The 25,202-nt window shown below is 75.0% G+C and carries 24 protein-coding genes, 1 pseudogene and 1 riboswitch; of the genes and pseudogenes, 13 read left to right on the plus strand and 12 right to left on the minus strand.

From position 1 onward, the window contains the following. The first annotated feature begins 35 nt into the window (after positions 1 to 35). Positions 36 to 689, plus strand: a complete 654-nt coding sequence (locus ACL02T_RS01815) for a GntR family transcriptional regulator (protein WP_412828842.1) — start codon at positions 36 to 38, stop codon at positions 687 to 689. Positions 690 to 825: 136 nt separating this feature from the next. Here the strand turns inward: ACL02T_RS01815 and ACL02T_RS01820 are convergent, their stop codons facing one another. Together ACL02T_RS01820 and ACL02T_RS01825 are read right to left on the minus strand one after the other, a co-directional pair. Beyond that, the gene (locus ACL02T_RS01820; protein WP_412828843.1) at positions 826 to 2,865 is read right to left on the minus strand and encodes a TPM domain-containing protein; all 2,040 of its coding nucleotides are present in this window, start codon (positions 2,863 to 2,865) and stop codon (positions 826 to 828) included. 22 nt (positions 2,866 to 2,887) lie between these two features. Next, positions 2,888 to 3,370 carry an HIT family protein gene (locus ACL02T_RS01825; RefSeq protein ID WP_412828844.1) on the minus strand — a complete coding sequence of 161 codons (483 nt, stop codon included), beginning with the start codon at positions 3,368 to 3,370 and terminating at the stop codon, positions 2,888 to 2,890. A gap of 385 nt (positions 3,371 to 3,755) precedes the next feature. On the opposite strand from ACL02T_RS01825, the gene ACL02T_RS01830 reads away from it, so the two are divergent. Together ACL02T_RS01830 and ACL02T_RS01835 are read left to right on the plus strand one after the other, a co-directional pair. Beyond that, positions 3,756 to 4,160: an SRPBCC family protein gene (locus ACL02T_RS01830; RefSeq protein WP_412828845.1), complete on the plus strand. Its 405-nt coding sequence runs from the start codon at positions 3,756 to 3,758 to the stop codon at positions 4,158 to 4,160. Further along, positions 4,157 to 5,113: a PfkB family carbohydrate kinase gene (locus ACL02T_RS01835; protein WP_412828846.1), complete on the plus strand. Its 957-nt coding sequence runs from the start codon at positions 4,157 to 4,159 to the stop codon at positions 5,111 to 5,113. The genes ACL02T_RS01830 and ACL02T_RS01835 overlap by 4 nt, the downstream gene beginning before the upstream one ends. 22 nt (positions 5,114 to 5,135) lie before the next feature. On the opposite strand, the gene ACL02T_RS01840 is transcribed toward ACL02T_RS01835, so the two are convergent. Then, positions 5,136 to 5,696 carry a TetR/AcrR family transcriptional regulator gene (locus ACL02T_RS01840; RefSeq protein ID WP_412828847.1) on the minus strand — a complete coding sequence of 187 codons (561 nt, stop codon included), beginning with the start codon at positions 5,694 to 5,696 and terminating at the stop codon, positions 5,136 to 5,138. Positions 5,697 to 5,780: 84 nt separating this feature from the next. Between ACL02T_RS01840 and ACL02T_RS01845 the strand changes: the two genes are divergently transcribed. After that, positions 5,781 to 6,683, plus strand: a complete 903-nt coding sequence (locus tag ACL02T_RS01845) for an SDR family oxidoreductase (RefSeq protein ID WP_412828848.1) — start codon at positions 5,781 to 5,783, stop codon at positions 6,681 to 6,683. Between the two features lie 71 nt (positions 6,684 to 6,754). Here ACL02T_RS01845 and treS read toward each other — a convergent pair whose 3' ends face one another. Together treS and ACL02T_RS01855 are read right to left on the minus strand one after the other, a co-directional pair. Continuing rightward, on the minus strand, positions 6,755 to 9,025 hold the full coding sequence (treS, locus tag ACL02T_RS01850) for a maltose alpha-D-glucosyltransferase (RefSeq protein ID WP_412828849.1): 2,271 nt from the start codon (positions 9,023 to 9,025) through the stop codon (positions 6,755 to 6,757). 185 nt (positions 9,026 to 9,210) lie between these two features. Next, positions 9,211 to 10,605, minus strand: a complete 1,395-nt coding sequence (locus ACL02T_RS01855; RefSeq protein ID WP_412828850.1) for an aminotransferase class V-fold PLP-dependent enzyme — start codon at positions 10,603 to 10,605, stop codon at positions 9,211 to 9,213. A 56-nt stretch (positions 10,606 to 10,661) separates the two neighbouring features. Continuing rightward, positions 10,662 to 10,775: riboswitch (SAM riboswitch) on the minus strand. 328 nt (positions 10,776 to 11,103) lie between these two features. Between ACL02T_RS01855 and ACL02T_RS01860 the strand changes: the two genes are divergently transcribed. The 3 genes from ACL02T_RS01860 (at position 11,104) to ACL02T_RS01870 (ending at position 13,322) form a co-directional block, all read left to right on the plus strand. Then, positions 11,104 to 11,427 carry a hypothetical protein gene (locus tag ACL02T_RS01860; protein WP_412828851.1) on the plus strand — a complete coding sequence of 108 codons (324 nt, stop codon included), beginning with the start codon at positions 11,104 to 11,106 and terminating at the stop codon, positions 11,425 to 11,427. Between the two features lie 145 nt (positions 11,428 to 11,572). Continuing rightward, positions 11,573 to 12,556 carry an NAD(P)H-dependent flavin oxidoreductase gene (locus tag ACL02T_RS01865; protein ID WP_412828852.1) on the plus strand — a complete coding sequence of 328 codons (984 nt, stop codon included), beginning with the start codon at positions 11,573 to 11,575 and terminating at the stop codon, positions 12,554 to 12,556. Between the two features lie 229 nt (positions 12,557 to 12,785). Continuing rightward, the gene (locus ACL02T_RS01870) at positions 12,786 to 13,322 is read left to right on the plus strand and encodes a TraR/DksA family transcriptional regulator (RefSeq protein ID WP_412828853.1); all 537 of its coding nucleotides are present in this window, start codon (positions 12,786 to 12,788) and stop codon (positions 13,320 to 13,322) included. A 63-nt stretch (positions 13,323 to 13,385) separates the two neighbouring features. Here ACL02T_RS01870 and ACL02T_RS01875 read toward each other — a convergent pair whose 3' ends face one another. Next, positions 13,386 to 14,519: an MBL fold metallo-hydrolase gene (locus ACL02T_RS01875; protein WP_412828854.1), complete on the minus strand. Its 1,134-nt coding sequence runs from the start codon at positions 14,517 to 14,519 to the stop codon at positions 13,386 to 13,388. Positions 14,520 to 14,588: 69 nt separating this feature from the next. Then, a complete protein-coding gene (locus ACL02T_RS01880) occupies positions 14,589 to 15,176 on the minus strand; it encodes a TetR/AcrR family transcriptional regulator (protein ID WP_412828855.1) in 588 nt (195 codons plus the stop codon). Between the two features lie 160 nt (positions 15,177 to 15,336). On the opposite strand from ACL02T_RS01880, the gene ACL02T_RS01885 reads away from it, so the two are divergent. From ACL02T_RS01885 to ACL02T_RS01895, 3 genes are all read left to right on the plus strand, one after another. Next, on the plus strand, positions 15,337 to 15,831 hold the full coding sequence (locus ACL02T_RS01885; RefSeq protein WP_412828856.1) for a MarR family winged helix-turn-helix transcriptional regulator: 495 nt from the start codon (positions 15,337 to 15,339) through the stop codon (positions 15,829 to 15,831). An 80-nt stretch (positions 15,832 to 15,911) separates the two neighbouring features. After that, positions 15,912 to 18,647: an MFS transporter gene (locus ACL02T_RS01890; protein WP_412828857.1), complete on the plus strand. Its 2,736-nt coding sequence runs from the start codon at positions 15,912 to 15,914 to the stop codon at positions 18,645 to 18,647. Between the two features lie 232 nt (positions 18,648 to 18,879). Beyond that, positions 18,880 to 19,311 (plus strand): DUF5709 domain-containing protein, encoded by a 432-nt coding sequence (locus ACL02T_RS01895; RefSeq protein ID WP_412828858.1) that lies wholly within the window; start codon positions 18,880 to 18,882, stop codon positions 19,309 to 19,311. Positions 19,312 to 19,665: 354 nt separating this feature from the next. Here ACL02T_RS01895 and ACL02T_RS01900 read toward each other — a convergent pair. The 3 genes and pseudogenes from ACL02T_RS01900 to ACL02T_RS01910 form a co-directional block, all read right to left on the minus strand. Beyond that, positions 19,666 to 19,905: pseudogene (locus tag ACL02T_RS01900) on the minus strand (alpha/beta fold hydrolase); the annotation flags it as partial. A gap of 426 nt (positions 19,906 to 20,331) precedes the next feature. Beyond that, positions 20,332 to 21,318: a LacI family DNA-binding transcriptional regulator gene (locus ACL02T_RS01905; RefSeq protein ID WP_412828859.1), complete on the minus strand. Its 987-nt coding sequence runs from the start codon at positions 21,316 to 21,318 to the stop codon at positions 20,332 to 20,334. 464 nt (positions 21,319 to 21,782) lie between these two features. Continuing rightward, positions 21,783 to 22,292 carry an Hsp20/alpha crystallin family protein gene (locus tag ACL02T_RS01910; protein WP_412828860.1) on the minus strand — a complete coding sequence of 170 codons (510 nt, stop codon included), beginning with the start codon at positions 22,290 to 22,292 and terminating at the stop codon, positions 21,783 to 21,785. Between the two features lie 115 nt (positions 22,293 to 22,407). Here ACL02T_RS01910 and ACL02T_RS01915 point away from each other — a divergent pair, with 115 nt between their 5' ends. The 3 genes from ACL02T_RS01915 to ACL02T_RS01925 all read left to right on the plus strand — a co-directional run bounded on the left by ACL02T_RS01915 (position 22,408) and on the right by ACL02T_RS01925 (position 23,771). Continuing rightward, positions 22,408 to 22,569: a hypothetical protein gene (locus tag ACL02T_RS01915; protein ID WP_412828861.1), complete on the plus strand. Its 162-nt coding sequence runs from the start codon at positions 22,408 to 22,410 to the stop codon at positions 22,567 to 22,569. A 121-nt stretch (positions 22,570 to 22,690) separates the two neighbouring features. Further along, complete coding sequence (locus tag ACL02T_RS01920; protein WP_412828862.1) at positions 22,691 to 23,014, plus strand: YrhK family protein; 324 nt, start codon at positions 22,691 to 22,693, stop codon at positions 23,012 to 23,014. 145 nt (positions 23,015 to 23,159) lie between these two features. Further along, positions 23,160 to 23,771 carry a UdgX family uracil-DNA binding protein gene (locus tag ACL02T_RS01925; RefSeq protein WP_412828863.1) on the plus strand — a complete coding sequence of 204 codons (612 nt, stop codon included), beginning with the start codon at positions 23,160 to 23,162 and terminating at the stop codon, positions 23,769 to 23,771. Positions 23,772 to 23,783: 12 nt separating this feature from the next. Here the strand turns inward: ACL02T_RS01925 and ACL02T_RS01930 are convergent, their stop codons facing one another. After that, complete coding sequence (locus tag ACL02T_RS01930; protein WP_412828864.1) at positions 23,784 to 24,410, minus strand: YigZ family protein; 627 nt, start codon at positions 24,408 to 24,410, stop codon at positions 23,784 to 23,786. 472 nt (positions 24,411 to 24,882) lie between these two features. Next, entirely contained in the window at positions 24,883 to 25,200 is a 318-nt protein-coding gene (locus ACL02T_RS01935; protein WP_412828865.1) for a hypothetical protein, read from the minus strand. Positions 25,201 to 25,202 lie beyond the last annotated feature (2 nt).

Raw genomic sequence — 25,202 nt, forward strand, 5'->3', positions numbered from 1 at the left:
GGCACGTCATCGAGGTCGGTCAAGGGGGAGGGAACGTGAGCGTCGCTGCCGCGGGAGAAGCGGGGTCGCTGGCCGATCGGGCGTACGAGGCGATCCGGGACCGCCTCGTCATGCTCGAGATCCGGCCCGGTGACCCCCTCAACGACGACCGGTTGGCCGCCGAGCTCGGCACCGGCCGGACCCCCGTGCGGGAGGCGCTGAAACGGCTGGAGGGCGACCGGCTCGTCGTCGCCTATCCCCGGCGGGGCACCTTCGCGACGGCCGTGGACATCACCGACCTGGCGAACCTGTCCGAGGTCCGGCTGAGCCTGGAGCCGCTCGCCGCCCGCACCGCCGCGCGGTCCGCGGGGTCCGCGGCCCGCGCCGCACTGACCGAGCTCGGCGAACGCGTCGCCGCGCTGGACCCCGTGGGCGACCCGCGCGAGCTGCTGCGTGCCGACGTCGAGGTCCACCGGGCGCTCTACCGCGCCACCGGGAACCCGCACCTGGAGGACGTCTGCGTACGGCTCGACAACCTGGCCACCCGGATCTGGGTCCTCTTCCTCGACCGGCTGCCCGGCCTGCCCGGCCACGTCCACGAGCACGCCGACCTGCTCCGCGCCGTCGTCGCGGGGGAGGGGGAGAAGGCCGCGGAACTGGCGCTGGGCCACGTGGTGGGATTCGAGAAGGCGATCCGCGCCCTCCTGTGACCTGCTTACTCGCGCGCACTATGGCTCCATGACGCGCTAAGAAGACGATATCTGGCGCATTATGGTTCCATAGCGCGCCAGGACAGCATGATGTGGCACATTAGGGTTCCATAGTGCGCCCTGACTACGGCCGTCGTCAGAAGCGCCCGCCGCCGCCCCGACGGCCCCGGCTGGAGGAGCCGCCGAAGCTGCCGGGGACGCGGCCGCCGGAGCGTCCGCCTCCGAACCCGCCCCCGAATCCGCCGCCGAACCCGCCGCCCCCGCCGCCGCGGTAGCCGCCGCCCCGCATCGCCTCGGACAGGATCCCGCCGAGCACCAGTGCGCCGAGCTCGCCGCCGAGCCCGCTGCCGCCGCCGCTGCCGGAGGGCCCCGACCAGCGCGAGACGTCCGCCTGCGCCAGCTGCAGGGCCTCCTGCGCCCGCGCCTCCGCCTGCTGCGCCTCGCGCAGCGCCGCCGCCGGGTCGCCGCCCGCCGTCGCCGCGGCGAGGTGCCGCTGCGCCTCGGCGAGCCGCGTCCGCGCCGGTGCGCCCACCGCGCCGCGCCGCGTGGACACGAAGTCCGACGCCGCCGCCACCGCCGACCGGGCCGTCACCAGCGCCTGCTCCCACGCGGCCGCCGCCCGGCGCGCCCGTTCGGCGGACTCCCGGGCGTCCGCGATCGCCGCGTCGAGTGCGGTGCCCGCCTCGTCGAGCAGGCGCAGCGCCGCGAGCGGGTCGGGGAGCGCAGCCGTCCCACCGTCGGGTGCGGACCCGACGCCGGGCCCGCGCGCCGCCGTGTCCGCGGCCGCCACCGCCGCCCGTGCCCGGGCCGTGACGCCGGGGTCGACCTGCGGCAGCGCCGAGGCCTCGGCCAGGTCCTGCTCGACCGCCGCCCGCGCGGCCGGCACCCGGGCCGCCGCGTCGGTCAGCTCGCTCCCGCGGCGGGCGATCCCGTCGAGCAGGGTCTCCGCCTGCGTCGCCGCGTCCTCCGCCGCCCGCCCGTCGACCACGGCGAGCGCGGGTTGCGACGCGCCGAGCCGGGCCCGCGCCTCGTCGAGCTCCTTCTGCCCGTTGGCGAGCAACGCGTGCGCCTGCGGCAGGTTCTCCGCCAGGGGCTCCAGCGCCGTGGGCGCCCACCGCCGGCCGAGCTCGGCCCACTGCTGCTCGGCCTCCGGCACCCGGGCGATGAGCCCGAAGAGCCGGGCGGCGATCCCGTCGACGTAGCCGGGGGCGTCGGCCTCGAGGGCGCGGAGCCGGTCGAAGGCCTCGACCTGGTGGTCGAGCCGGTCGTCGGCCCGAGTAGCGAGCCGGATGATCTCCCCGTGCATCGCGCGCCGCTCCGGCTCGGTCTCGGGGACGTCGTCGTCGAGCCGCTGGCGGATCTCGAAGGCGGCGAGCATGTCCGCGCGCGAGGCCTCGAGCGCCGCGGCGAACCCGGCGACCGCCTCCTCGCCGAAGTGGGCGCGGGCGGCGGAGAGCTCGGCCTCCGAGGTGCCGACGGCGTCGTCGACCTGCAGGAGCGCCTGGCTGGAGCGGTAGGCGAGGTCCTGCGTGGACTCGCCGGGCGCGGGGTCGGGCGGTCCGGCGGGCGCGGGGCCGGGGGTCGGTGCCGCCCGCGTCGCGCGCCGGCGGCGGCTCACGAGCCACGCCGCGCCGCCGGCGACGACCACCCCGCCACCGACGAGCAACGGGATCGTGGCACCGCTGCCGGTCCCACGCAGCCCGTCGGCCAGACCGACGGCGGCCCCCGCCCAGTCGTCCCGGGCGAGCGCGGGTTCCACGGCGTCCCGCCGGATCTCGAGGATCGACGCGTCGGACTCCGGGAAGGCGTCGTCGACCGACAGCCCGTAGACGCGGTCCTCCGTCGCGACGGCGAGCAGCACCTGGTCGCGCCCGAGCTGTGAGGCGACCGCGGTGGCGTCGGCCCACCGCTGCCCGTCCCGGCCGTCGAACGAAGGCACGTACACGACGAACAGGTCGTAGCCGCGGTCGGCGCGCAGCCGGTCGATCGCCTCGGTGACCCGGGCGCGGCCGGCTGCGTCGAGGGCGTCGGCCCGGTCGGTGACGGGCCCGGGTACGCGGAAGGGCGGGTCCGCGGCGGCGCTGCCGGGCAGCAGCAGGAACGGCAGGACGAGCAGGACGGCGAGCGCGGCGAACCGGCGCACGGTGATCTCCTTCGGCAGGGCGACGCCCGCCATCTTGGACCCTCGCCCCGACGGGCTACAGACCGCCCGTGAGCAGGGCCCGCAGCTCGAGCGCGATCCGCTCCTTCAGCTCCTCGTGCCGCGTCCCGGCGGCGTGCTCGGCGCCGTGCAGGTCCGGGTAGCGCCAGACCGGCAGGAACTTGTAGTCGTCCGGCTCCCACTCGTACCGGGCGTGGACGTGCCCGTGCAGGTGCGGCCAGGTGTTGCCGAGGACCTCGTAGTTGACCCTGCGGAACTGCCGGTCGTCCCGCAGCGCGGTGCGCACCGCCTGGCCGAGCAGGGACAGCTCGTACAGGAAGCGGATCCGCTCGGTCTCGCCGAGGTCGTCGAGGTGCTCGACCTCGGCCCGGTGGATCAGCAGGCAGTAGCCGGGGAGCTTCTGGTGGTCGCCGAACACCGCGAACCCCGACGCCGTCTCGGCGATCAGGTTCGGGAGCTTCTCGCCGCGCCGGAGGGCCTCGAGCCGGGTGTCGGACGACGGATCCGCGCTGTCGCTCATGCGTCGACGCTAGGGGACGGCTGGTGGATCGTCCGCCGCGGTCTCCGCGCCCGGACGCCCCCTGGCTGCGTCGTCGCCGGGCCCGGACACGCCCGGTATGAGGACCCGGCTCCGCCGTGCCAGGAGCCGTCCGGATCACCGAGCCCATCGACGGTGATCCACCAGACGCCCCCGGGGACGATCCGCGCGCCCGCGCGGCCGGTGAGTCCTCACGGGACGGTGGGTGCGTACGTCGATGTGTTCGGTCCATGATCGCCTCGTACGGTGGCCGGCGGCCGTGTGTGGCCGGAATCCACCGCAGGTGGTGATCATGACGGTCGACGGGGCCGGGTGATCCTGTCGGGGGTGCGTGGCAGGGTGGGCGGCCCGAGCGGAAGGAGTGCCCGTGTCCACTCTCCCCAGCCGGCACCTCGGCGTCCGGATCGAGGCGCCCACGGCCGAGGTCTACGCCTTCGTCGCCGATCCCACCAACCTGCCCCGTTGGGCGGCCGGCCTCGCCTCGTCGAGCGTCGAGCTGCACGAGGGCCGGTGGATCACCGAGTCGCCGATGGGCACCGTCGAGATCGCCTTCGCGCCGCGCAACGAGTTCGGCGTGCTCGACCACGACGTCACGCTGCCCAGCGGGGAGGTCGTCTCCAACCCGGTCCGGGTCCTGCCCAACGGGGACGGCTGCGACCTCGTCTTCACAGTCCGTCAGCGGCCCGGCATGAGCGACGCGGACGCGGAGCGGGACCTCGCCGCGGTGCAGGCCGACCTCGACACCCTCGCCCGCCTGCTCTCCCGCCCGTGACCGGACCTGCTGAGGGCGGGCCGGGGCGAGTGCTCGTGGTCGGCGCGGTGAACGTCGACATGGTGGTGCGGGCGCCGCGGCTGCCCGGCCCCGGCGAGACCGTGGTCGGGCCCGGGGTGCAGCGGTTCGGCGGTGGCAAGGGTGCCAACGCGGCGGTGGCCGCGGCGCGCGCGGGCGCCGCGGTCCGGTACGTCGGGGCGGTCGGGGCCGACGACGTCGGCTCCGGTGCCGTCGCCGAGCTGCGGGCCGAGGGGATCGACGTCGGCGGGGTCGCGGTGCTCGACGACGTGCCGACCGGGGTCGCGCTCATCGTGGTCGACGCGGACGGCGAGAACCAGATCGCGGTGGGCGGCGGGGCGAACGCGGCCGTCGACCCGGAGGCGGTGCGATCCGCCGTCGACCGGTCGGCCGACCGGGCGGGATGTGTGCTGGTCAGCACCGAGATTCCCGAGGACGCCGTGGCCGCGGCGGTCGAGACCGCCGCGGCACGAGGAATCCGGTGCGTCCTGAACCCGGCGCCCGTGCTGCCGGTGATCGGCCGGCTGCTGCGGCACGGGCCGGTGCTGACCCCCAACACCACCGAGATCCGGGATCTGGCGGCCCTCCTGCCGCACGGCGAGGAGGCCGGTCCGGTCGAGGAACAGGCGACCGCGCTGGCCCGGCGGACGAACGCGGAGGTCGTGGTGACCCTGGGCGGCGACGGGGCTCTCGTCGTCGACCCCGGCGGCGGGGTCGAGCAGGTCCCGGCCCACCCGGCCCCCGCGGTCCGGGACACCACCGGCGCCGGCGACACCTTCAACGGCGTCCTCGCGGCCGGGCTGGCGGCGGGGGAGACGGTGCCGCGGGCGGTCCGACGCGCGGTGGTGGCCGCCGCACTGTCCGTCGCGGGGAGCGGGGCGCGCGGCGGCATGCCGTCCGGCCGACGGATCGAGGACGAGCTGGCCGCGCGCTGATCCCGACGCGGACGAACCTGCGTCAGCGCGTGAGGGAGCGCAGCCGCCCGACGGACTCGCGCATCACCTGCGCCAGGTCTTGCTGCTCGGACCCGGTGACCCACTGCTCGAAGGCGACCCGGAGGACGGCGCCCCCCGCCTCCGCGGCCAGCCGCGCGTCCCCCTCCGGTACGCCGCGCCGGCGCAGCCCCTCGGTGAGGGCCGCCGTCAGCCTCGTCATCTTGATCAGCTCGCGCTCCATCAGCTCGCCGTTGGCGACGATGACGAGGTGGCGCCGCCGCGAGAAGTCGCGGTTGCGGCCGAGCGCGACCGCGGCGGCGTCGAGGGCCGCCCCGACCGCGTCCATCGGCGACGCCGCGTCCGGGGCGCCGTCGAGCGCGGCGACCATCTGCTGCTCCAGCAGCTCCGAGCCGGCGAAGAGCACCTCCCGCTTGTCGGCGAAGTGCCGGAAGAAGGTGCGCGCCGTGAGGCCGGCGCGGGCCGCGATCTCGGCGACCGTCGTCTGCTCGAAGCCGCGCTCGACGTAGAGGTCCAGGGCGGCCTCGCGCAGGCGCCCGCTCGCGTTCGGCTCCCAGCGACCCATCCGCGGGAGTCTAATGATGACACTTGCTGACATCGAGGCTACGGTGATGTCATCAAGTGACATCGATACTCGGGAGGGTTCCCCATGCGCGTCTTCGTCACCGGGGCATCCGGCTGGATCGGCTCGGCGGCCGTCCGTGAGCTGCAGGGCGCGGGGCACCGGGTCCTCGGCCTGGCCCGCTCGGATGCCGCGGCGGCCGCTGTCGCGGCCCTGGGCGCCGAGGTGCACCGCGGCGGTCTGGACGACCTCGAGAGCCTGCGGGCCGGCGCGGACGGGTCCGACGGCGTCGTCCACCTCGCCTACCACCACGACTTCTCGCAGATGGCCGAGGCCGCCCGGATGGACCTGGCCGCCATCGCGGCGATCGGCGGGGTCCTCGAGGGCACCGACCGGCCGTTCGTCGTCGCCTCGGGCGTCGCGGGCCTCGCGCCCGGCCGCGTCGCGACCGAGCGCGACGAGCCGGATCCCGCCGCGCACCCGCGGACGGCCAGCGCGGCGGCCACGCTCGCGCTCGCGGAGCGCGGAGTGCGGTCGTCCGTCGTGCGCTTCGCCCCGACGGTCCACGGCGACGGCGACCACGGCTTCGTGGCCAGACTGGTGGACATCGCGCGGGCCCAGGGCGTCTCCGCCTACGTCGGCGACGGCTCCAACCGCTGGCCGGCCGTCCACCAGCGGGACGCCGGCGTCCTCGTCCGCCTCGCGGTGGAGCAGGCGCGCGCGGGCTCGGTCCTGCACGCCGTCGCGGAGGAGGGGGTGCCCGCGCGGGCGATCTCCGAGGCCATCGGGCGTGGGCTCGGCCTGCCGGTGGTCCCGGTGTCCGCCGAGCGAGCCGCGGAGCACTTCGGCTGGCTCGGCCGCTTCTTCGCCGCCGACTGCCCGGCCTCGAACGCGCTGACGCGGGCCGAGCTCGGCTGGGAGCCGACCCACCCGGGTCTCCTCGATGACCTGGGGGAGGGGCACTACTTCCGCAGCGCGACCGCCGCCTGACCGCCCGGCCGTCACTGTGCGCGGTGGGTGGTGCGCCGGCACCACCGACCGCGCACGGGCGGCGGAGCCCGTCAGTCCTCGGCGGGCACCTCCAGCAGCAGCGCATGCCCTTGGTGCGGCTCGAGCTCCACCACGAAGGCCTGCAGGTCGTCGACCACCGCGCACTCCTTGTCGGTGAACATGTCGGTGACCCGGCTACCCGGGACGAGGTGCTCGGAGCGGACGGTGCCGACGACGGGTTCGGCGGCGAAGTTCAGCACCGTGACGTGCATCCGGCGGTCGCCGTCCTCGCCCGGGTCGAGCTCGTGGACCATGACGAGCATGCCGCGGTGGGAGACGTCCGGGATGTCTACCTGCCGCGCCACGGCGATCCCGTAGCGCGACCGGACGGCCAGGATCGCCTGCAGCTGCCGGGCGAAGCTGCGCTCGTCCTCCAGCTGGGCGGGCAGGGGACCGTAGAGCGAGCGGCCCCGAGGCATTCCCGACGCGGACCTGACCGCGTGCGGGGCGACGCCCATGAGGTCGTGCGCGGCGCGGTGGACCCAGCGGGTGTCGCCCTCGCCGATCAGCTCGGCGACGTCGTCGGCCGGCAGGGTGAGCATGCCGGTGAGATCCCAGCCGGACAGCGCGAACACGCCGGGCTGCAGGGCGTTGAACATCGCCAGCAGCAGGTGGACCCGCATGATCTCCGGGACGTCGTCGTCCGTGATGGTGTCGAGTGAGGACAGCCCGAGCGTCGCCGCGATGACGGTGGCCGTCGTGCAGGCGATCCCGTTGGTGGTGAACACCTGGTTGTAGGGCGCCCGCTCGCCCGTCAGCCCCTCGGTGAGGTCCGCGCGGACCCGCTCGGCCAGCTGCTCGCCGGTGAGCTCCTCCCCGGCGAAGGGGAACGGGTCGTCGCGGTGCCCGGTGGCCCAGTGGACGAGCTCGTAGGTCAGCTCGTCGTGGTTCTGCAGGGCGTGCACCAGCCCGGCGGGCTCGACGCCCAGTTCCAGCGAGGTCCGCAGGGTCAGCCGCAGGAACTCGGTGTCGCCGGTGACCAGGGCGTGGTGGTACGCGGGGCGGTTCACGAAGTCGTAGGACAGGTCCGGGCCGGCCTCGGAGGTGGCGCGGATGTCGTCGATCGTGAGGTTGAGCTCCTGGAAGGTGAACCCGCCGAGCTTGCGCACCATGCTCGCGATCAGGTGGTTGGCCGCGGAGGAGAGCGGGTGGCCCTCGGACCAGGCCGGCATCCCCTCGGCGCTCTTCTCGACGCCGAGGAAGCCGTTCGCGTCGAGCCGGAGCGCACCGGAGCCCAGGTCGGCCAGCGAGTGCACGGCGTCGCCGATCACCAGCCGCATCCCGGCGAAGGAGGGGTCGAGCCAGTTGATCGAGGGCTGCCCGTCCTTGAAGTAGTGCAGGTACACCCATCGCCGGGCGACGCCGTCGACGCCCACGACCGGCTTGGTCGCGCTCCAGTTCGTCTCCTTGACACCCGGCGCGTAGAAGATGACGCGCTGCAGCCGGCCGATGATGTACCCGGCCTTCTCCAGCGCCTCCTCCGTGGCGACGTCGAGGTTCACCGAGTCCCGGCCGGCCGGCACGTCGGGCAGGAGGTTCCAGTCCTCCTCCTCGATCTCCACCATGTGGTAGATGCCGGGGTAGTCGGCGTACTTCAGCTCGGCGAGCCGGAAGTCCGCGCCCTTGCCCGTGTGGCCGGGCACGATGTCGTCGATGATCGTGCCGCCGGACCAGGTGGCCATGCCGCACATCGCGCGGAACTCGGCCTCGGTGCCGAAGGCGGGGTCGATCTCGGTGCCGATCCGGTCGAAGTGCCCGTCGACGCTGGACGTGTACTGCCAGCCGGCGATGCCGCCGGCCCGCTTGACCGGTCCGGTGTGGATCGCCTCGATGCCGATGGTGCAGAAGGCGTTCCAGAGCTCCTCCTCGCCCAGCGCGGCGAGGAAGGACTGGCCGGGGCGGGTGATCAGCGAGATCGGGTAGGCCGTGAACCACACCGACGCCGACTCCACGGCCTGGCGCGGGCCGGGATCGGCGAACGGGTTCTGCCACATCGTGCCCTGGCCGGAGAACTGCCGGCCGATCTCGTTGGCGTCGGCCAACATGGACTGGCTGAGCAGCCACGACACGTACGCCGGGTTCTCCCCGGTCGCCGCGCCGTCCTTCGCCACCGACCGCCGGAGGACGGGCGACTTGGCCCGGGCGCGGTGGCGCAGCGTGCGGGGCCGCGCGGGATGCAGGTGCTCCGCGTAGGTGATCTCGCTGGGCTCATGGGGCTGCTGCTCCGAGCTGTCCCCGGTCTCCTCGGTCTGCGCCTCGGACAGCGCTGCGTCGTCTGCCATCTACTCTCCGTGCTCGCCGCGACCCGGTCGTCGCCCGGGGTGGGTGTACCACCCACGCCTGCGGGGAAACGACGGTGACGCGCCGACGATGCGCCCGTCCACCCGTCCGTAGGGGCCGAGCGGTGTGCCGCACCGCTCGGCCCGACGCCTCGGTGCCCCCAGACCGCTCAGTGCCCGCAGACCGCTCAGTGCCCGCAGACCGCTCCACCCGGTCCGGCGTCGGTGCCCAGCCGCAGCGGGTCGAGGTCGCGGGGGTCCGGGACGGGCGTCCACCGGCCGTCGACCTCGCGGTAGTCCCACCGCGGGCCGGAGGCCGCGATCGCGCGGACGGCCCCGACGAGCCGGTCGACGTCGGACCCGGTGGTGTTCAGGCCCAGGCTGACCCGGACGGCGTCGGCCCCGCCCGCGAGGCGGGCGAGCAGGGGGTGGGCGCAGAACCGCCCGTCGCGCACCCCGATCCCGTGCTCGGCGGACAGCGCGGCCGCGACGAGACCGGCCGGGATGTCGGCGACCGTGAAGGAGACGACCGCGACCCGGTCCGGTGCGTCGGCCCAGATCCGGAGCGGGCGGACGGTGCCGGACAGCCCACCGAGCAGCCGCGCGAGGAGGGCGCGCTCGTGGGCCGGGACGATCTCGTCGATCACCGGATCGAGCACGCGGCAGGCGGCGGCGATCGCGGCGGCGCCGAGGACGTTCGGCGTGCCGGCCTCGTGCCGGTGCGGTGCCGGGGCCCAGCTCACCTCCGCGGTGCGGTCCTCCACACCGACCGAGCGGACCGCGCCGCCGCCGGCGAGGTACGGGGCGGCGACGTCGAGCCAGTCCCGCCGCCCGACCAGCGCGCCGGCGCCGTAGGGGGCGTAGAGCTTGTGCCCGGACAGCACGACGTAGTCCACACCGGACACCGCGAGGTCGACGCGGCGGTGCGGGGCGAGCTGCGCGGCGTCGAGCACCACGCGGGTACCCGCGGCGTGCGCGATCGCGCAGATCTCGTCGATCGGCAGGATCTCGCCGGTGACGTTGGAGGCGCCGGTGATCGCCAGCAGTGCGGTCCGCTCGGCGGTCAGCGCGTCCCGCAGGAGGTCGAGCGTCTCGCCGACGGTGTCCGGGGCCCGCAGCACGCGGTGGTCGGTGCCGCGCCAGGCGAGCAGCGTGGCGTGGTGCTCGACGTCGAGGCAGAGCGTCGCGCCCGGGACCGCGCCGGCGAGCAGGTTGAGCGCGTCCGTGGTGTTGCGGGTGAACACGACGACGTCGTCCGGGCGGGCCCCGACGAAGCGGGCCACGGTGTGCCGGGCGCCCTCGAGGACCGAGGTGCAGACCTGCGAGGCGTAGCCGGCGCCGCGGTGCACGCTCGAGTAGTAGGGCAGCAGCTCGGTCACGTGGTCCGCGACCGCGCGCAGGGCGGGGGCACTGGCGGCGAGGTCGAGGTTGACACAGGGCACGGTGCGGCCGTCGACCAGCGGGACCGGCAGCCCGGTGCCGACGAGCGCCGGCAGCGGCGTCGGGTCGGGGGCGCCGGTGCGCCGCGATGCGCCGGCGGTGCGCAGCGGCGCGGTGGTGACGGCGGTACGGACGTCGGACATGGTCGATCCTCCCGGATCGCTCAGGACCCGGTGCGGCACGACGTGCCGGACGTGAGGGTCCGCGCTTGCCGGCCGCGGGTCCGCGGCGGCCCGGTCGTCACCCGGAGCACCCCGCCGCGGAGGAGGGTTGCCGGCCAGCGAGCCGGGGCTTGGCGCTGGCGCTCTTGACCTGGCGACGACGGTAGGTCGCGCGCCGTGGCGCGGTCAAGTGCGAGCCGAGCCCGGCATCGGCATCCGGGGCGTGCTCGCGTGGGGTGGGGCTGCGGCTGCGTCCGTGCCGGGCGGCCTTCTGCGCCGCCGGTTCCTGGCGGCTCCTCGCTGGTCGGGCACACCACTCCGAAGCCCGCCGACTCCGTCCGCCGACCGCCGGGGCCATCCGGCGGCCGTCGAGACCCGGCCGCCCGCTCGTCGGTCCACCGAAGCCGTTCGCGGACCGGGCGGGGTGAGGAACCTCCCGGGAGCTTCCCGCCGCGACGTCCGCGGAGACAGGCTGTGATCATGCTGTTCATCGGGCCGGCGGCCGACGAGTCGACGGACGAGCACGAGGGGTTCGTGGCCGGTCTGGACGCCGCGGGGCGGGCCACCGACATCTGGACCGACATCCGGTCGGAGGCCCGGGACGGCCGCTCGGGATACGTCGCGGTGCTCGCGCGGTGCGAGTGCGGGTGGTCGGGCCTGCCGCGTCCGGCTGATGCGGCGGGACACCGGGCCGCCGAGCGGGAGTGGATCGACGGGCACTTCACCGCCGTCGTCGGGGCGGGGCCGTGGCCCGACGAGATGTTCCTGCGGTCCCCGGTCCGCGTGACCTCCGCCGTGACGTGAGCCGGAGTGCGTTGACGCGCCTCGCGGCGGCCGGGCACGATCATGCCGACGAGACCTATTCGATCGTTCGTTCAGTGAGGCGCTCGCGGCGGCCGGATGAGCCGGGCGGGCGGGCCGTCGCGGGCGGGCGGGGAGCGGAGCAAGGATGCGGACGCGGTTCACGGAGCTGTTCGAGGTCGAGCACCCCATCGCGCAGGGCGGCATGCAGTGGGTGGGACGGGCGCCGCTCGTCGCGGCGGTGGCGAACGCGGGTGGCCTGGGCTTCATCACGGCCCTCACCCAGCCCACCCCGGAGGACCTGCGGGCGGAGATCCGGCGCTGCCGGGAGCTGACCGACGAGAAGTTCGGCGTCAACCTCACCATCCTGCCCGCGATCACCCCGCCGCCCTACGCGGAGTACCGCCAGGTGATCATCGAGGAGGGCGTGCCCTTCGTCGAGACCGCCGGGGCGAACCCGATCGAGCACCTCGAGCACTTCCACTCCGCCGGGATCAAGGTGATCCACAAGTGCACCTCCGTCCGGCACGGTCTCAAGGCGCAGGAGCTCGGCGTGGACGCCCTGTCGATCGACGGCTTCGAGTGCGCCGGGCACCCCGGTGAGGACGACGTCCCCGGGCTGATCCTGCTCCCCGCCGCCGCCGACGCGGTGGAGATCCCGTTCATCGCATCCGGCGGCTTCGGTGACGGGCGCGGGCTCGCCGCAGCGCTCGCGCTGGGTGCCGACGGCATCAACATGGGCACCCGGTTCATGGCGACCGTCGAGTCGGGCATCCACCAGAACGTCAAGGACAGGCTGGTCGAGGCGGGGGAGCGCGACACCCGGCTGATCTTCCGCCAGCTCCGCAACACCGCGCGGGTGGCCGACAACGCCGTGTCCCGCGAGGTCGTGGAGAAGCTCGCCGCCGGCGCCCGGTTCGAGGACGTGAAGGACCTGGTGGCGGGCACGCGGGGCGCCATGGTCTACGAGACCGGCGACCTCGACCACGGCATCTGGTCGGCGGGCATGGTGCAGGCGCTCATCCACGACGTCCCGACCTGCGAGGAGCTGATCAGCCGCATCGTCCGGGACGCCGAGGAGATCATCACCGGCCGCCTGTCCGGCATGGTCGGAGCACCGGCCGCGGTCTGACCCACCTCCGCGAGTCGGGAGTGCCCGCAGCACGAGTCGGGAGTGCCCGCAGCGCGAGTCGGGCCGTGGGCTTCGGTGAGTCGGGAGTGCCCGCAGCGCGAGTCGGGCCGTGGGCTTCGGTGAGTCGGGCTGTGGGCTTCGGTGAGTCGGGCTGTTCGGTGAGGCGGGCCGTGGGCTCGCGCGGGTCGGCAGCTGGCCGGGCGGTCGGGGCCGGGAGAGACTGGGAGGCGTGCCTCCCGACCCCGACCCCGACCCCGACCCGGACCCCGATGCTCCCGGGAAGAGCACCCCCGACGAGAGCACCCCCGACGAGAGCACCCCCGGCGAGGGCACCCCCGGCGAGTGCACCCCCGACGAGAGCACCACCGACGAGAGCACCACCGACGAGAGCACCACCGACGGGAGCACTCTCGGCGAGAGCACTGCGGGCGACCGGATCGCCGCGGCGCGCGAGTCCGCCGTCGCTCGGCAGGCGGCGCTCGAGGTGCAGGTGGCGGCGCTCGCCGAGCAACAGGCACTGACCACGCACGACGACGAGCACGACCCCGAGGGCGTCACCATCGGCTTCGAGCGCGCCCAGCTCCTCGGCCTGCTCGCCGGGGCCCGGGGCGAGATCGCGGCCCTGGACCGCGCCGCCGACCGGCTCGGTCGCGGGACCTACGGGCTGTGCACCCGGTGCGGTGCCGCCCTCCCCGACGTCCGCCTGGAGGCCCTGCCCGCCGCCGAGACCTGCCTCGCCTGCGCAGACCGGCCGCGTCGCCGCTGATGCCGGCCCCCGATCCGCGCAACATGCCGGCCGACCCTCGGCGACCCGTCGGGCCGGCCCACCTCAGGCGACCGCGCGGCGAGCCAGCCTGACCCTCGGCGTGCTGTCCGGCACGGGAGCCGTGATGGCGCCCGGCGCGCCGCCGAGGCACTCGAGTTCGCCACGGTCGACGAGGTAGCGCACGTGCGAGGCGGTCTCGGCCAGCGCGCCGATCCGCATCGGGCCGACCTCCTCCCACGGCCGCGACCAGGTCAGCCGGGCCGCGATCTCCCACATCGTCGGCTCGCCGGCCTCCCGCACGATCCCGAGCAGTTCGCGGCAGCGCTCGGCGTGGTGCGCCTGCAGCGCGCGCGATCGTGCGGCGAGGCCCCGGAACCGGTACTCGTGCGCGGGCAGCGCGGTGAGGCCGCCGTGCTCGGAGTCCGTGCCGGCGACACGCTCGAGCGAGTCCAGGAAGGTGGCGAGGGCCGGGTCGTCGGAGCCGGGGGTCAGGCCGATGTTGGGGGTGATCCGCGGCAGGACGTGGTCGCCGGTCAGCAGCACCCCGGCGTCGGCCTCGAGCAGGCAGATGTGCCCCGGCGTGTGTCCCGGTGTCCACAGTGTGCGAACCGTGCGACCCTTCAGGGGGAGGGCGTCGCCGTCCTCCAGCAGGACGTCCGGCTCGGCCATCTCGCCCCCCGGCCCGCCGCTGCGGGGCCCGGTCAGCTCACCGACCTCGGCGTCGGGCGCACCGCACCCGCAGAGCCATCCGGCCATGGCGTCGCGTCGGTCCTCGGCGCTGCCGCTCCACCGCTGCGGAAGGGTGGCCGCCTCGGCCGGGTGCATCGCGACCCAGGCGCCGCTGCGCTCGGCCAGGCGAGCCGAGAGGCCGTGGTGGTCCGGGTGGACGTGCGTCGCCACGATCCCGACGACGTCGTCGAAGGTCGCCCCCGATGCGGCGAGCCCGGCGACCAGGGCCGACCAGGTGTCCTCGGTGTCCCAGCCGGGATCGACGACGACCACGCCGTCGTCGCCGGGAACGAGGTAGCAGAGCGTGTAGCGCAGCGGGTTGTGCGGGATCGGGACCGGCACGGACCACAGGCCCGCCTCCAGCCGCTCGACGGGCGGGAGCACCTTCGCGGCCCACGCCGCGCGTTGCGCGGTGCCGACGACCTCCACGCCCGCGGGGACGCCACCCGCGGGGACCTTGTGCACCACGTGGACACCCCACTTCCTGGACGCCGAACGTCCGTAAACCCCCTCGGACGGTAACGCCCGCCGGCCCGCTCACTCAACCGAGCGCATCAGGAACGTGACGAGACGCTCGGCATAGTCCTCGACGTCGATCGCCGGCCGGAGCCGCTCCGGTGTGGACGAGACGTGCAGGGCGACGCCGCCGCACAGCGTGTCGAGCAGCAGCGTGACGGGGGTGTCGGCCGGGATCTCCCCGCGCTCGATCCCGCGCCGCACCATTGCCCGCGCGGCCCGGACCTGCGCCTCGCGGTGCCGCTCCCACCGCTCGGCGACCCCGGGCAGCTGCGGCGCGTCGAGCCCCATCCGCTCGACCGCACGCCCGGACGGGCCGAGGTGCATCTCGAGGAGCTGGCGGGCGAGCCGGACGAGGTCGCCGCGCACGGTGCCGGTGTCGACGTCGGCCACGGGCGGCACGCGGTCGGCCAGCGCGCCGACGAGCAGCGCCTCCTTGCTCGGCCAGCGCAGGTAGATCGACGCCTTGCCGACCCCGGCGCGCCGGGCCACCGCCTCGACGCTGAAGCCCGCCCAGCCCTGCGTGCCGAACAGTTCGACAGCCGCGCTGGCGACCCGTCGGTCGACGTCGGGATCGCGCGGGCGGCCCGCGGCGGGCGAGGTGCTCATCTCCGGGCCAGGTTAGCCGCGCCGCGTGCGGCCGCGGCGGCCCCGGGCGCGGGCGGGACGGCCCGCACGGTCCGGACCCGATGGGGCGAAGGTGGCGGAGCCGAAATTGCATGGCGCAAGCATGTGTGTATGCTTGCGTGTAGCAACCAAAGGGGAGGCAGTGGTCAGCACGTCGACGGCGTCCGACCTCGTGGAGGTCATCCGCGAGTTCGTCGGCCTCGGGCGCCTGGCCCGCCACCTGGCCGATGCCGAGGCGGTGGGCGAGGGCGCGTGTGTGCTGCACCCGTCCCGGGCCGGGCTGCTGGGCCTGCTCGTCGCCGACGGGGAGCAGCGGCTGGGTGTGCTGGCCGCCGCACTCGACGTCGACGCGTCGGTGATCAGCCGACGCGTCGCCGCGCTCGAGGAGGCCGGCCTCGTCGACCGACGCCCCGACCCGGAGGACCGCCGCGCCTACCTGGTAGGTGTGACCGACCGGGGCCGCGCCGCCCTCGCCGCGTACCGCGAGCACCGCGCTCAGCAGGTCGCCGCCGCCCTGGCCCATCGCACGGACGAGGAGGTCGGGCGGATCGCCGGGGAGTTGCGGGGTCTGGTCGCCGACCTGCACCGCATCCCGCCGCCCCCGCGCCGGCGCCCGGACCCGGCCGGCACCGGTTAGCCGCGCCGCCGGGGTATCCGGTACCCCGTGGCGCCCCGCCTCCGCACCACCCGAGAATTGCCAGAGACGAGGAAGCACGCGTGTCCACCACCCGCGGCGAGACGCCGCTCGCGCCCAGCGCACCGGCGGCGCAGCCGCCCGGCTCCCCCGACGGCGCCATGACGCACCGCCAGGTCCTGCAGGCGCTGTCCGGCATGTTGCTGGCGATGTTCACCGCGTTCCTGTCGGCGACGATCGTCTCGAACGCGCTGCCGACGATCATCACGGACCTGCACGGCTCGCAGAGCCAGTACACCTGGGTCGTCACCGCGACCCTGCTGTCCTCGACGGCGAGCACCCCGATCTGGGGCAAGCTGGCGGACCTGTTCTCCAAGAAGCTGCTGGTGCAGCTCGGTATCGTCTGCTACATCGGCGGGTCGGTCCTCGCCGGGTTCTCCCAGTCCGTCGACGTCCTGATCGCGTGGCGGGCCGTCCAGGGCCTGGGACTCGGCGCGCTGCAGTCGCTGATCATGATCGTGATCGCGGCCATGATCAGCCCCCGCGAGCGCGGCCGCTACACCGGCCCGATCGCTGCGGTGATGTCGTTGGCCACGGTCGCCGGGCCGCTGATCGGCGGCGTGATCGTGGACAGCTCACTGGGCTGGCGCTGGTGCTTCTGGGTCGGCGCGCCGTTCGCGGTGGTCGCGTTGGTCGTCGTGCAGCGCACGCTGAACCTGCCCGTGGTCACGCGCCGGGTGAGGGTGGACTACCTGGGCGCCGCCCTGATCGCGGCCGGGGTCTGCGACCTGCTGATCTGGGTCACCCTGGCCGGCAACGAGTTCGCGTGGGGCTCGGGCACGTCGTGGCTGCTCCTCGCGATCGGCGTCGTCCTGCTGGGGCTCGCGGTGTTCGTGGAGTCGCGGGCGGCGGAGCCGATCGTCCCGCTGTACCTGTTCAAGGAGCGCACCACCACGCTCGCGGTGATCGCGAGCATCGCGGTCGGCGTCGCGATGTTCGGCGGCGCCGTCTTCCTGGGCCAGTACTTCCAGATCGCGCGCGGCTACTCGCCCACGGCCTCCGGCCTGCTGACCCTGCCCATGATCATCGGTTCGACGCTGTCCGCCACGGTGTCCGGGATCCTGATCACCAGGCTCGGGAGGTGGAAGGTCTTCCTGGTCACCGGCGCGGTGCTGATGGTCGTCGGATTCGGCCTGCTGTCCACGATCGACCACGCCACCGACATCTGGCTCATGGGCGTCTACCTGGCCGTGCTCGGCATCGGCATGGGCATGACCATGCAGAACCTCGTGCTGGCCGTGCAGAACACGGTCAAGGTCACCGACCTGGGCGCGGCGTCGTCGACCGTCACCTTCTTCCGGTCGCTGGGCGGCACGGTCGGGGTCTCGGTCCTCGGTGCCATCCTGGCGACCCGGGTCGCGGACCTCACCACGCAGGGCCTGTCCGACGCCGGCGTGCCGATCACCGGTGCGGGCTCCGGTGAGGTCGGGATCGGCTCGCTGAACGAGCTGCCCGCCTTCGTCGCGGACATCGTCCGGGGTGCGTACGGCGACGCGACGGCCCGGATCTTCCTGGTCGCGGGCGGGCTCGCGATCGTCTCGCTGCTCGCGATCGTGTTCATCAAGGAGGTCCCGCTGCGCACGCTGAGCGGGATCCAGCAGCAGGCCGAGCAGAACGTCGGCGCCAACGGCGGGGCCCCCTCGGTCGCGCCCGCCGGTGCCCTGCCCGGTGTGGCCGCTCCCGCGGCGGCCGTCGCGGCGCCGGTCACCACCTCGACCCCCGCGGAGCTGCCCGCCCGATCCGACGTCGCCGAGCACCGGCACCCCGGGGACGGGCACCCCGAGAACGGGCAGCCCGCGAACCGGCACCCCGAGGATTGGCACCCCGAGGATTGGCACCCCGAGGATTGGCACCCCGAGGATTGGCACCCCGAGGATTGGCACCGGGGGCGGCACGCCATGCCGCACCACGTCACCGCCGATCGGCCGGCCGATCCGGACGGCGTCGGGCCCGCGGTCTACGGCTTCGTCAGCCGCACCGGCGGGGCCGGACTGGGACAGGCCGTCGTCACGCTGACGGCCGGGACGGGGGAGCAGATCGCCCGGACCGCCACCGAGCCCGACGGCGGTTTCGAGTTCCACCTGTCCACCGGCGGTACGTTCCTGCTGGTCGTGTCGGCGGGAACGCTACGGCCCTCGGCGTCCATGGTCGCCGTGGCCGACCGCCCGGTGCGGCACGACGTCACGCTCGGCGGCGGCAGCGAGGTGTCCGGGACCGTGTCGCGGGGCGAGCACGCCGTGCCGGCCGCCGGGGTCACGGTCACGCTGATCGACGCGCGCGGCGACGTCGCCGGAGCGGCCCGCACGGACGAAACCGGTCGCTACCGGATCGCCGGGGTCTCCGCGGGGGCGTTCACCCTCGCCGCGGCGGGGCCGGGCGTGCCGGTGGCGTCCACGGTGACGCTGGCCGACGGCGCTTCGCTCGTGCACGACGTCCGCCTGCCGGACCGGGCCGGGCTGCGCGGCACCGTGACCGCCGCGAGCAGCGGCCGGGCCGTGCCCGACGCCGTCGCGACGCTCGTAGGTCCCGACGGCGAGGTGGTCGCCTCGACGAGCACGGACGATCAGGGCGGGTTCGCCTTCGCCGACCTGCCGAGCGGCACCTACACGCTCACCGCGGCCGGGTACGCGCCGGACGTCCAGGTCGTGCGGGTCGACCCCGGCTCGACGGCCGAGGTGCGCGTGGCCCTCGGCGCGCCGGCTCCCGGCGGGGTGCCGGCGCCCTCGATCCGGCCGCCCCAGCCGGTCGCGGGGGACTGACCGGAACACACGACGGGCCCGGCACCACGCGGTGCCGGGCCTGCTCGTCGGGTGTGCACCCACCTTCCCCGGTGACGGTCCCGCGCACCGCCGGCGCCCACGGCGCGGTGACCCTGCCGCGACGCAGGGGGCGTCGCACCCGGCACCTCGCCCCGTCGGACACGACCTGCGACGCGACGACGGCGCTGCGGACTCGTCGACGCCGTCGGCGAGCAGTGCCAGGCTGGCGCGCATGAGCCGTGACGACAACGGGCCGGACGTGGACACCGACCAGCTGGAACCCGAGGACACGCTGGACTACCGCGGGGTGCGGGACGTGCTCGACGAGGGCTACTCCCCGCCGGAGCGCCCGTGGGCGGTCGACGACTTCGGGGTCACCCCCTCCGACGAGCACACCGGCGAGGACCTCGCCCACCGGCTCGCCCGCGAGATCCCGGACGACTGGGGTGACGACGCCGAGGACGCGGACTGGGAGTCCGACACCTCCGACACGGACGGCGAGCTGCGCGACGACCAGGTCGGGAACGCGCGCTCCGGCCGGCTCGTCGACGCCGCCGAGGGCGGGGTCGGCGACGACGACGCGGACGCCTGGGCCCGGGACGTCGGCATCGACGGCGCCGCCGCCTCCGCCGAGGAGGCCGCGGTGCACACCGTCGACGAGTAGGACCGTCGACGCCCGGCGGTCGCCACGCCACGACCGCCGCCGGTGCTCTCGGCACCGGCAACGGGCCGGCCGGGTCGTCGTCGCCGTGGCGCCGGGCGCGGTCGGGGCCCTCGTCGGCGGACTCGCGCTGGTCCGCTCCCGCCGCGCCGCCGGACCGGTCCCGATGCCGGGGCGGTGGTCACACGGGGACGACCGCCGCGGCCGTGCGGGGCCGGGCGCCGCCACCAGCCGCCGGCGGAAGGAATCGGTGTCGCTGTGCACCGCGCTGGTGGTGTGCAGGAAGTCGAGGAGCACCTCGACGAACCGGGCCGGGTGCTCGGAGTGCGGGAAGTGCCCGGTGTGCTCGAAGACCTCGAGCCGGCTGTGGGGCAGCCGGTCGTGTGCGGCCAGGCTGTGGTCGAGGGGGATGACGGCGTCGTCCGTGCCGGCGACGAGCAGGACCGGGAGATCGGCGAGCAGGTAGAGCCGGCCCGTCCCGTCGAGGCGCTGCCCGGACCAGGTCAACGCGCTGCGCACCGTGTGGATGAAGGTGTCGCGCGCGCCGGCGTCGGCGAAGGAGGCCAGGGCACAGGCCAGCTCGTCGAGATCGGCGAGCGGTACCCCGGCACGAGCCGGACGGCGCGGTGAGCGAGCTCGGCGATCCGGCGGGGGTGAGGGTGTGCACGGCCTTCAGCACCGCGGAGGCGCCCGGCAGGCTCGCGGCACGGAGGGCGAGGGCCACGTCGGGGCCGAGTCCGCCGCCGGCGTCCAGCACGAGCCGCTCGGTGAGCTCGGGGAACTGGTAGGCGACCTGCATCGCGACAGCGCGGGCGGCGGCGGAGCCCGCTCGCCCGGGGCCGCTTCGGGGGAGCTGGCTCACTCTCGTTCCTTCGGTCGCAGAGCGGTCGGGGTGGCGTTCACCTCGGCATCGGTGGAACCGGTCGGGCCACGCAGACATCGCCGCTCCCGTGATCGATACTCGGGTCACGGCTGTCGGAGGCGCCACACGGCGCGTGTCGCCGTCCCCGGTGTCGGTGTCGCTCAGGCGCTGTCGCGAGCGACGACGCGGGCGGGGAACCGGCGCACCGCGCGGCCCGGGTCCCACCGTCCTTCGATCGCGGCGAGGACGACCCCGGCCAGTGAGGTGCCGCCCCCGGTCAGGTCCGCGGCGACCGAGGTCAGGCGGGGGCGGAGCAGGTCGCAGAAGGGGTCGTCGTCCATCCCGATGACCGCCACCCGGCCGGGCACGTCGATGCCGGCGTCGGTGAGGGCGCCGAGCAGCAGCCCGGCGTGCCGGTCGGTCGGCCCGACGACGCCGTCGGGCGACCAGCCCCGCTGCCACTCCGTGGCGACCCGGGCGGCCGCGTCGACCTCCGGGCGCATGGGCACGTACCGGGTCTCGAGTCCCCGTCGACGCGCGGTCGCCAGGGCCTCGGTGATCCGGTTGCCGAGCAGCGGGTCGGCGGCCAGGTCCTCGTGTGACCCGAGGACCGCGATCCGGCGGCGGCCCCGGTCGGCGAGCCGGGTGACGGCGGCCCGGCCGAGCTCGCCGTCGTCGAGCACGACGGTGGCGGTGAGCTCCGACGCGCGGCGGCCGAGCGCCACCGGCACCGTGCCCGCCCCGGCCAGCATCGCGACGCTCTCCTCGGAGAACCGATCGAGCGTGGCGACGACGGCTGCGGGCCGCAGCGCGAGCCAGGCCCGGGCCGCGGCGAGCCCGCTGACGGTCGGGTCGCCGTGGATGAGGAAGGTGTAGCCGGCCTTGCGCACCTCGGACGCGATCTGGACCAACCCGAAGAAGGGCAGCCGGTCGCGCAGGATGGACGTGCCGTCGACGTGCCCGACCACCAGGTCGCTGCGCCCTCGCCGCAGCGACCGGGCGCTGACGTGCGGGACGTACCGCAGGGCCTCCGCCGCGGCGAGCACCTTGGCGCGCGTCTGCTCCGGGATCCGGGCGCCCGGCGTCCGGTTGAGGACGTAGGAGGCGGTCGCGCGGGACACGCCGGCCTGCCGGGCGACGTCGCTCATCGTCGCCGGTCTGGGTCCTGCCGTACCGTGCGTTCCGTTCGGACCGGTCGTGCCGTCCACCTGGCCGATCCTGCCAGCCACCACCCGGCCACGATCAGGTTCTGGGCCCGGCTCGCCCGGACGGAGACGCCGGTGGCCTGTGTGATCACCGAGGGTGCAACCTCGGCCCCCGACGGGGCCTCCGGGGCGGGCACCGCCGGGCTGCGCGGTGACCGAGGGCGGTCGGCGACCTCGACGACGTGGGCGGCATGCCGCGCACGGTCGGGGCCCGGCCCCGGCACACCGGATGGACGTGACCCGTCAGGAGCTCACCGGGGGAGCGGTGGTGCTCCCGACGACGTGCTCCGGGGGCAGGACGATCTCGCCGGGTGTGAGGTCGGGCTGCTCGAGCACGGGGACGGCACCCCGCCCACGGGCGGGGTGCCGTCGTCGCTCCCCGGCCGGAATCCTCCGACCGGCTGCGATCACTCCTGCTCGGAGTCCTCGTCCGGGCCCTGCCCGGACTCCTGTGCCGGCAGCTCGGCGGCCGGGACCTGCACCGGGATGCTGGTCACGCCCGGCTTGCGGGGTTCGGCGTAGGCGCCGGCGACGCGGACCTTCAGCACGCCCGCCTCGTAGGTGGCGCTCACCGTGTCGGCGGTGACGTGCCGGGGGAGCCCGAAGCTGCGGCGGAACGAGCCGTAGCGGACCTCGCGGAACCGGCGGCCGTCGTTCTCCTCGCTCCGTTCGTCACGGCGCTCGCCGTGGACGACCAGGCGGCCCTCCTCGACGTCGACGTGGACGTCCGTGGCGGGGTCGAGGCCCGGGACCTCCAGGGAGACCAGGGCGTCGTCGCCGTCGCGGGTCACGTCCGCGGCCGGGGTGAAGCCGCTCTCCGGGCGCGGGACACGCACGGGGGAGGGGCCGAAGGCGCGACGGACGAGGGCGTCGAACTCGGCGAAGAACGGGTCGCGACGCGGGATCAGGGTGCTCATGCTGTGTCTCCTCGATGCTGGTCGCTGACGGGGTTCGCAGCGCCTGACTGAGTAAACGTGAGTCGAGTCGACTCAATTCCCGGCGTGCGGGGATGTGGCGCGTCACAGTGGAGGCATGGCGGAGGAGCGCGACGACGAACCGGGCGGCGACCCGGTCTGCTGGCTGCACCGGCTGTGTCCGGCCTGCGGGGCCATGCCCACGGAGGACCCCGACGCGCCGGGCGACCGCTGCTGGCGCTGCGGCGAGGCGTTCGACGGGGTGCCCGGCGAGCGGTGACGACGTTTCGTCGTGCACGCACCGAGGTAGCTCCCGGACGACGCCACCCGGGAGCAGGACGACCCGGCCCGGGAGCGAGCAGGAAGACGCAGCCCGGGAGCAGACCGAGGAGGACAGCAGGGTGAGGACCACCGCCCGAGGCCGGAGCTTCGACCCCGGCCGGCCCACCGCGAGCCCACGGCACCGCGCCGTCTACGGCCGGTACCAGAAGATCTACACCGCGGTGGAGTTCGCCGCCGCCGTGGCCTTCGTGGTCGGGAGCGTCTGCTTCTTCTCCGAGTCGCTCATGCTGCTCGCTACCTGGTTCTTCCTCGTCGGCTCGATCCTGTTCGCGGTCCGGCCCACGGTCTCGGTCCTCCGGGAGGCCCACCTCGCCCGCATCCCCGTCCCGGGCACGGACGAGCACGAGCAGCAGCACCGGCGCGAGCCGAGCCACGCCACCTGACAGCTGCGCGCGAGTCGCGTTCTGGGCTTCGGCGAGTCGCGTTCTGAGCTTCGGCGAGTCGCGCCGTGAGCCGGCCCGCAACGGGATGCGACGGGCCCGGGAGAACCTGCGTTTCCCCTGCCCCGCGGCCGGGCACTGCTCCCGCATGACCGAGCCCGCCGCCGACGCCCCGTCCGCGACCGACCTGGACGTCCTGCGCGAGGTCGAGGCCGGGTGCACCGGCTGCGAGTTGTACCGGACGGCGGGGCCGACGGTCGGCGGCGAGGGGCCGCGCGGCGCCTGGCTCATGCTCGTCGGCGAGCAGCCCGGCGACCAGGAGGACAAGGCCGGCAAGCCCTTCGTCGGTCCGGCCGGCCGGGTCCTCGACCAGGCCCTCGACGAGGCCGGCATCGCCCGCGGCGAGGTGTTCGTGACCAACGCGGTCAAGCACTTCCGCTTCGAGGAACGGGGGAAGCGCCGCATCCACAAGCCGCCCACCGTGCGTCAGGTCCGGGCGTGCCGTCCGTGGCTCGACGCCGAGCTGCGGCTGGTCGCGCCGCCCGTCGTCGGGGTGCTCGGCGCAGTCGCCGCCAAGTCGCTGCTGGGGCAGGACTTCCGGATCACCGACCATCGGGGCGAGCTGCTGGAGCAGGACGGCCGCACGGTCGTGCCGACCGTGCACCCGTCGTCGATCCTGCGCTCGGATCCGGGAGAGCGACGGGAGAGGCTGGCGGCGTTCGTCGCGGACCTGAAGGTCATCGCGGCCGCGCGCCCCTGACCCGCCGCCGGGTCAGGGCCCGATCTCGACGTCGACCTCCCCGACCTCGACCGCCTCGACGGCGCCACCGGTCTGCGCGGCGAGCCAGGCGCGGAAGGCCTCCGGGTCGGCGGCGGTGGCGGTGAGCTCGACCTCCCGGCCGTAGCGGACGTCGACGACGGGGTACCCCGCCGCCCGCAGGCCGTTCTCCACTCGGCCGGCCTGCGCGTGGGCGGTGGCGAGCAGGAAACGGGTGTGCCGGACGCGGCGCAGTACCCCGACGGCGTCGATCGCCTCGGTGACCGCCCGGCCGTAGGCGCGGACCAGGCCGCCGGCGCCGAGCTTGACCCCGCCGAAGTAGCGCGTGACCACGGCGACGACGTCCGTCAGCTCGCGGCGCAGCAGCACCTCGAGCATCGGGACGCCCGCGGTCCCGGCCGGCTCGCCGTCGTCGGACGAGCGCTGGACCCCGCCCTCCCGGCCGACGCGGAAGGCCGTGCAGTTGTGCGTGGCCGACCAGTGCTCGCGGCGGATCTCGGCGATGAGCACGGCGGCGGCCTCGGCATCGGGTACCCGGGCAAGCCGGCACAGGAAACGGGAGCGCTGGATCTCGATCTCGTGCTCGACGTCCCGGGCGATCACGAGCAGCGGGTCCGGCATTCCGGCGACGCTACCGGGGCGGGCGGGTGCCGTCGTCCTCCCCGGTTCGCGGTACCTGCTGTGACACCTCTCGCACGGCCGCCCTCTTCGGTAACGATTCAGAAGATCGTCGCGTCACACGGGGCGAGGGACCGGCGACAGGCCCTCGCCACCACAGGACACGATCCCGGAGGGAACGGAAGGCATGACCGCACTCTGGACCACGGTCCGCACCGCCGTCCACCGTCTCGACGACTGGACGCTGCAGGTATTCAGCCCCTGGTACCGGGTCGGCTCCCGCAGCTGACACTGCGGGGCCGACCGGGTACGTACGGGTCGATCATGAGATCGGCCGAACAACCCCGCCCTGCTGCGTGGCGCCCAGGCGGTGCCAGCGCCACGTCGTCGGCCTGGCGAAGCGCGCGGGACGAGCTGCGGCTCCACCGTGCGCGCACACCACCTGGACGCCGACGGCCGGGGTCGTTCGGCGGTCTCAGTGGCCGGGGGGACCGGCAGTGTCGCCGGCCGTCCCCTCCATCTCCTCGACCGGGGCCTTCACCGGCCGCAGCCGGACCCAGAGGATGAAGAAGATCGCGAGCACGAGCATCGCGATCCCGGTGTCCAGGTTGACGTTCCAGCCGCCCGCCATCGCGATGTCCGCCTCGTCCGTCGCGACGAGCCCGACGACGACCAGCACGATGCCGTAGACGCTGAACAGCAGCGCGAGCACCGTCCGCAGATCGAAGAGCCGCGACGCGGTGGTCGTGGCCGGCGCGTCCTGGCCGGCCGGGGCTCCGTTCGGTTCCGTCATGG

It is taken from the genome of Pseudonocardia oceanicola, from assembly GCF_047200735.1.
In the GTDB taxonomy this organism is placed as follows: domain Bacteria; phylum Actinomycetota; class Actinomycetes; order Mycobacteriales; family Pseudonocardiaceae; genus Pseudonocardia.

What these genes read in the sequence shown, in the direction of transcription:
- ACL02T_RS01895 (WP_412828858.1), top strand. Translation starts at nt 18,880, where the DNA reads ATGAGCCGTGACGACAACGGGCCGGACGTGGACACCGACCAGCTGGAA.
- ACL02T_RS01845 (WP_412828848.1), top strand. Translation starts at nt 5,781, where the DNA reads ATGCGCGTCTTCGTCACCGGGGCATCCGGCTGGATCGGCTCGGCGGCC.
- ACL02T_RS01860 (WP_412828851.1), top strand. Translation starts at nt 11,104, where the DNA reads ATGCTGTTCATCGGGCCGGCGGCCGACGAGTCGACGGACGAGCACGAG.
- ACL02T_RS01825 (WP_412828844.1), bottom strand. Translation starts at nt 3,370, where the DNA reads ATGAGCGACAGCGCGGATCCGTCGTCCGACACCCGGCTCGAGGCCCTC.
- ACL02T_RS01855 (WP_412828850.1), bottom strand. Translation starts at nt 10,605, where the DNA reads ATGTCCGACGTCCGTACCGCCGTCACCACCGCGCCGCTGCGCACCGCC.
- ACL02T_RS01880 (WP_412828855.1), bottom strand. Translation starts at nt 15,176, where the DNA reads ATGAGCACCTCGCCCGCCGCGGGCCGCCCGCGCGATCCCGACGTCGAC.
- ACL02T_RS01905 (WP_412828859.1), bottom strand. Translation starts at nt 21,318, where the DNA reads ATGAGCGACGTCGCCCGGCAGGCCGGCGTGTCCCGCGCGACCGCCTCC.
- ACL02T_RS01915 (WP_412828861.1), top strand. Translation starts at nt 22,408, where the DNA reads ATGGCGGAGGAGCGCGACGACGAACCGGGCGGCGACCCGGTCTGCTGG.
- ACL02T_RS01840 (WP_412828847.1), bottom strand. Translation starts at nt 5,696, where the DNA reads ATGGGTCGCTGGGAGCCGAACGCGAGCGGGCGCCTGCGCGAGGCCGCC.
- ACL02T_RS01910 (WP_412828860.1), bottom strand. Translation starts at nt 22,292, where the DNA reads ATGAGCACCCTGATCCCGCGTCGCGACCCGTTCTTCGCCGAGTTCGAC.
- ACL02T_RS01935 (WP_412828865.1), bottom strand. Translation starts at nt 25,200, where the DNA reads ATGACGGAACCGAACGGAGCCCCGGCCGGCCAGGACGCGCCGGCCACG.
- ACL02T_RS01930 (WP_412828864.1), bottom strand. Translation starts at nt 24,410, where the DNA reads ATGCCGGACCCGCTGCTCGTGATCGCCCGGGACGTCGAGCACGAGATC.
- treS (WP_412828849.1), bottom strand. Translation starts at nt 9,025, where the DNA reads ATGGCAGACGACGCAGCGCTGTCCGAGGCGCAGACCGAGGAGACCGGG.
- ACL02T_RS01820 (WP_412828843.1), bottom strand. Translation starts at nt 2,865, where the DNA reads ATGGCGGGCGTCGCCCTGCCGAAGGAGATCACCGTGCGCCGGTTCGCC.
- ACL02T_RS01865 (WP_412828852.1), top strand. Translation starts at nt 11,573, where the DNA reads ATGCGGACGCGGTTCACGGAGCTGTTCGAGGTCGAGCACCCCATCGCG.
- ACL02T_RS01925 (WP_412828863.1), top strand. Translation starts at nt 23,160, where the DNA reads ATGACCGAGCCCGCCGCCGACGCCCCGTCCGCGACCGACCTGGACGTC.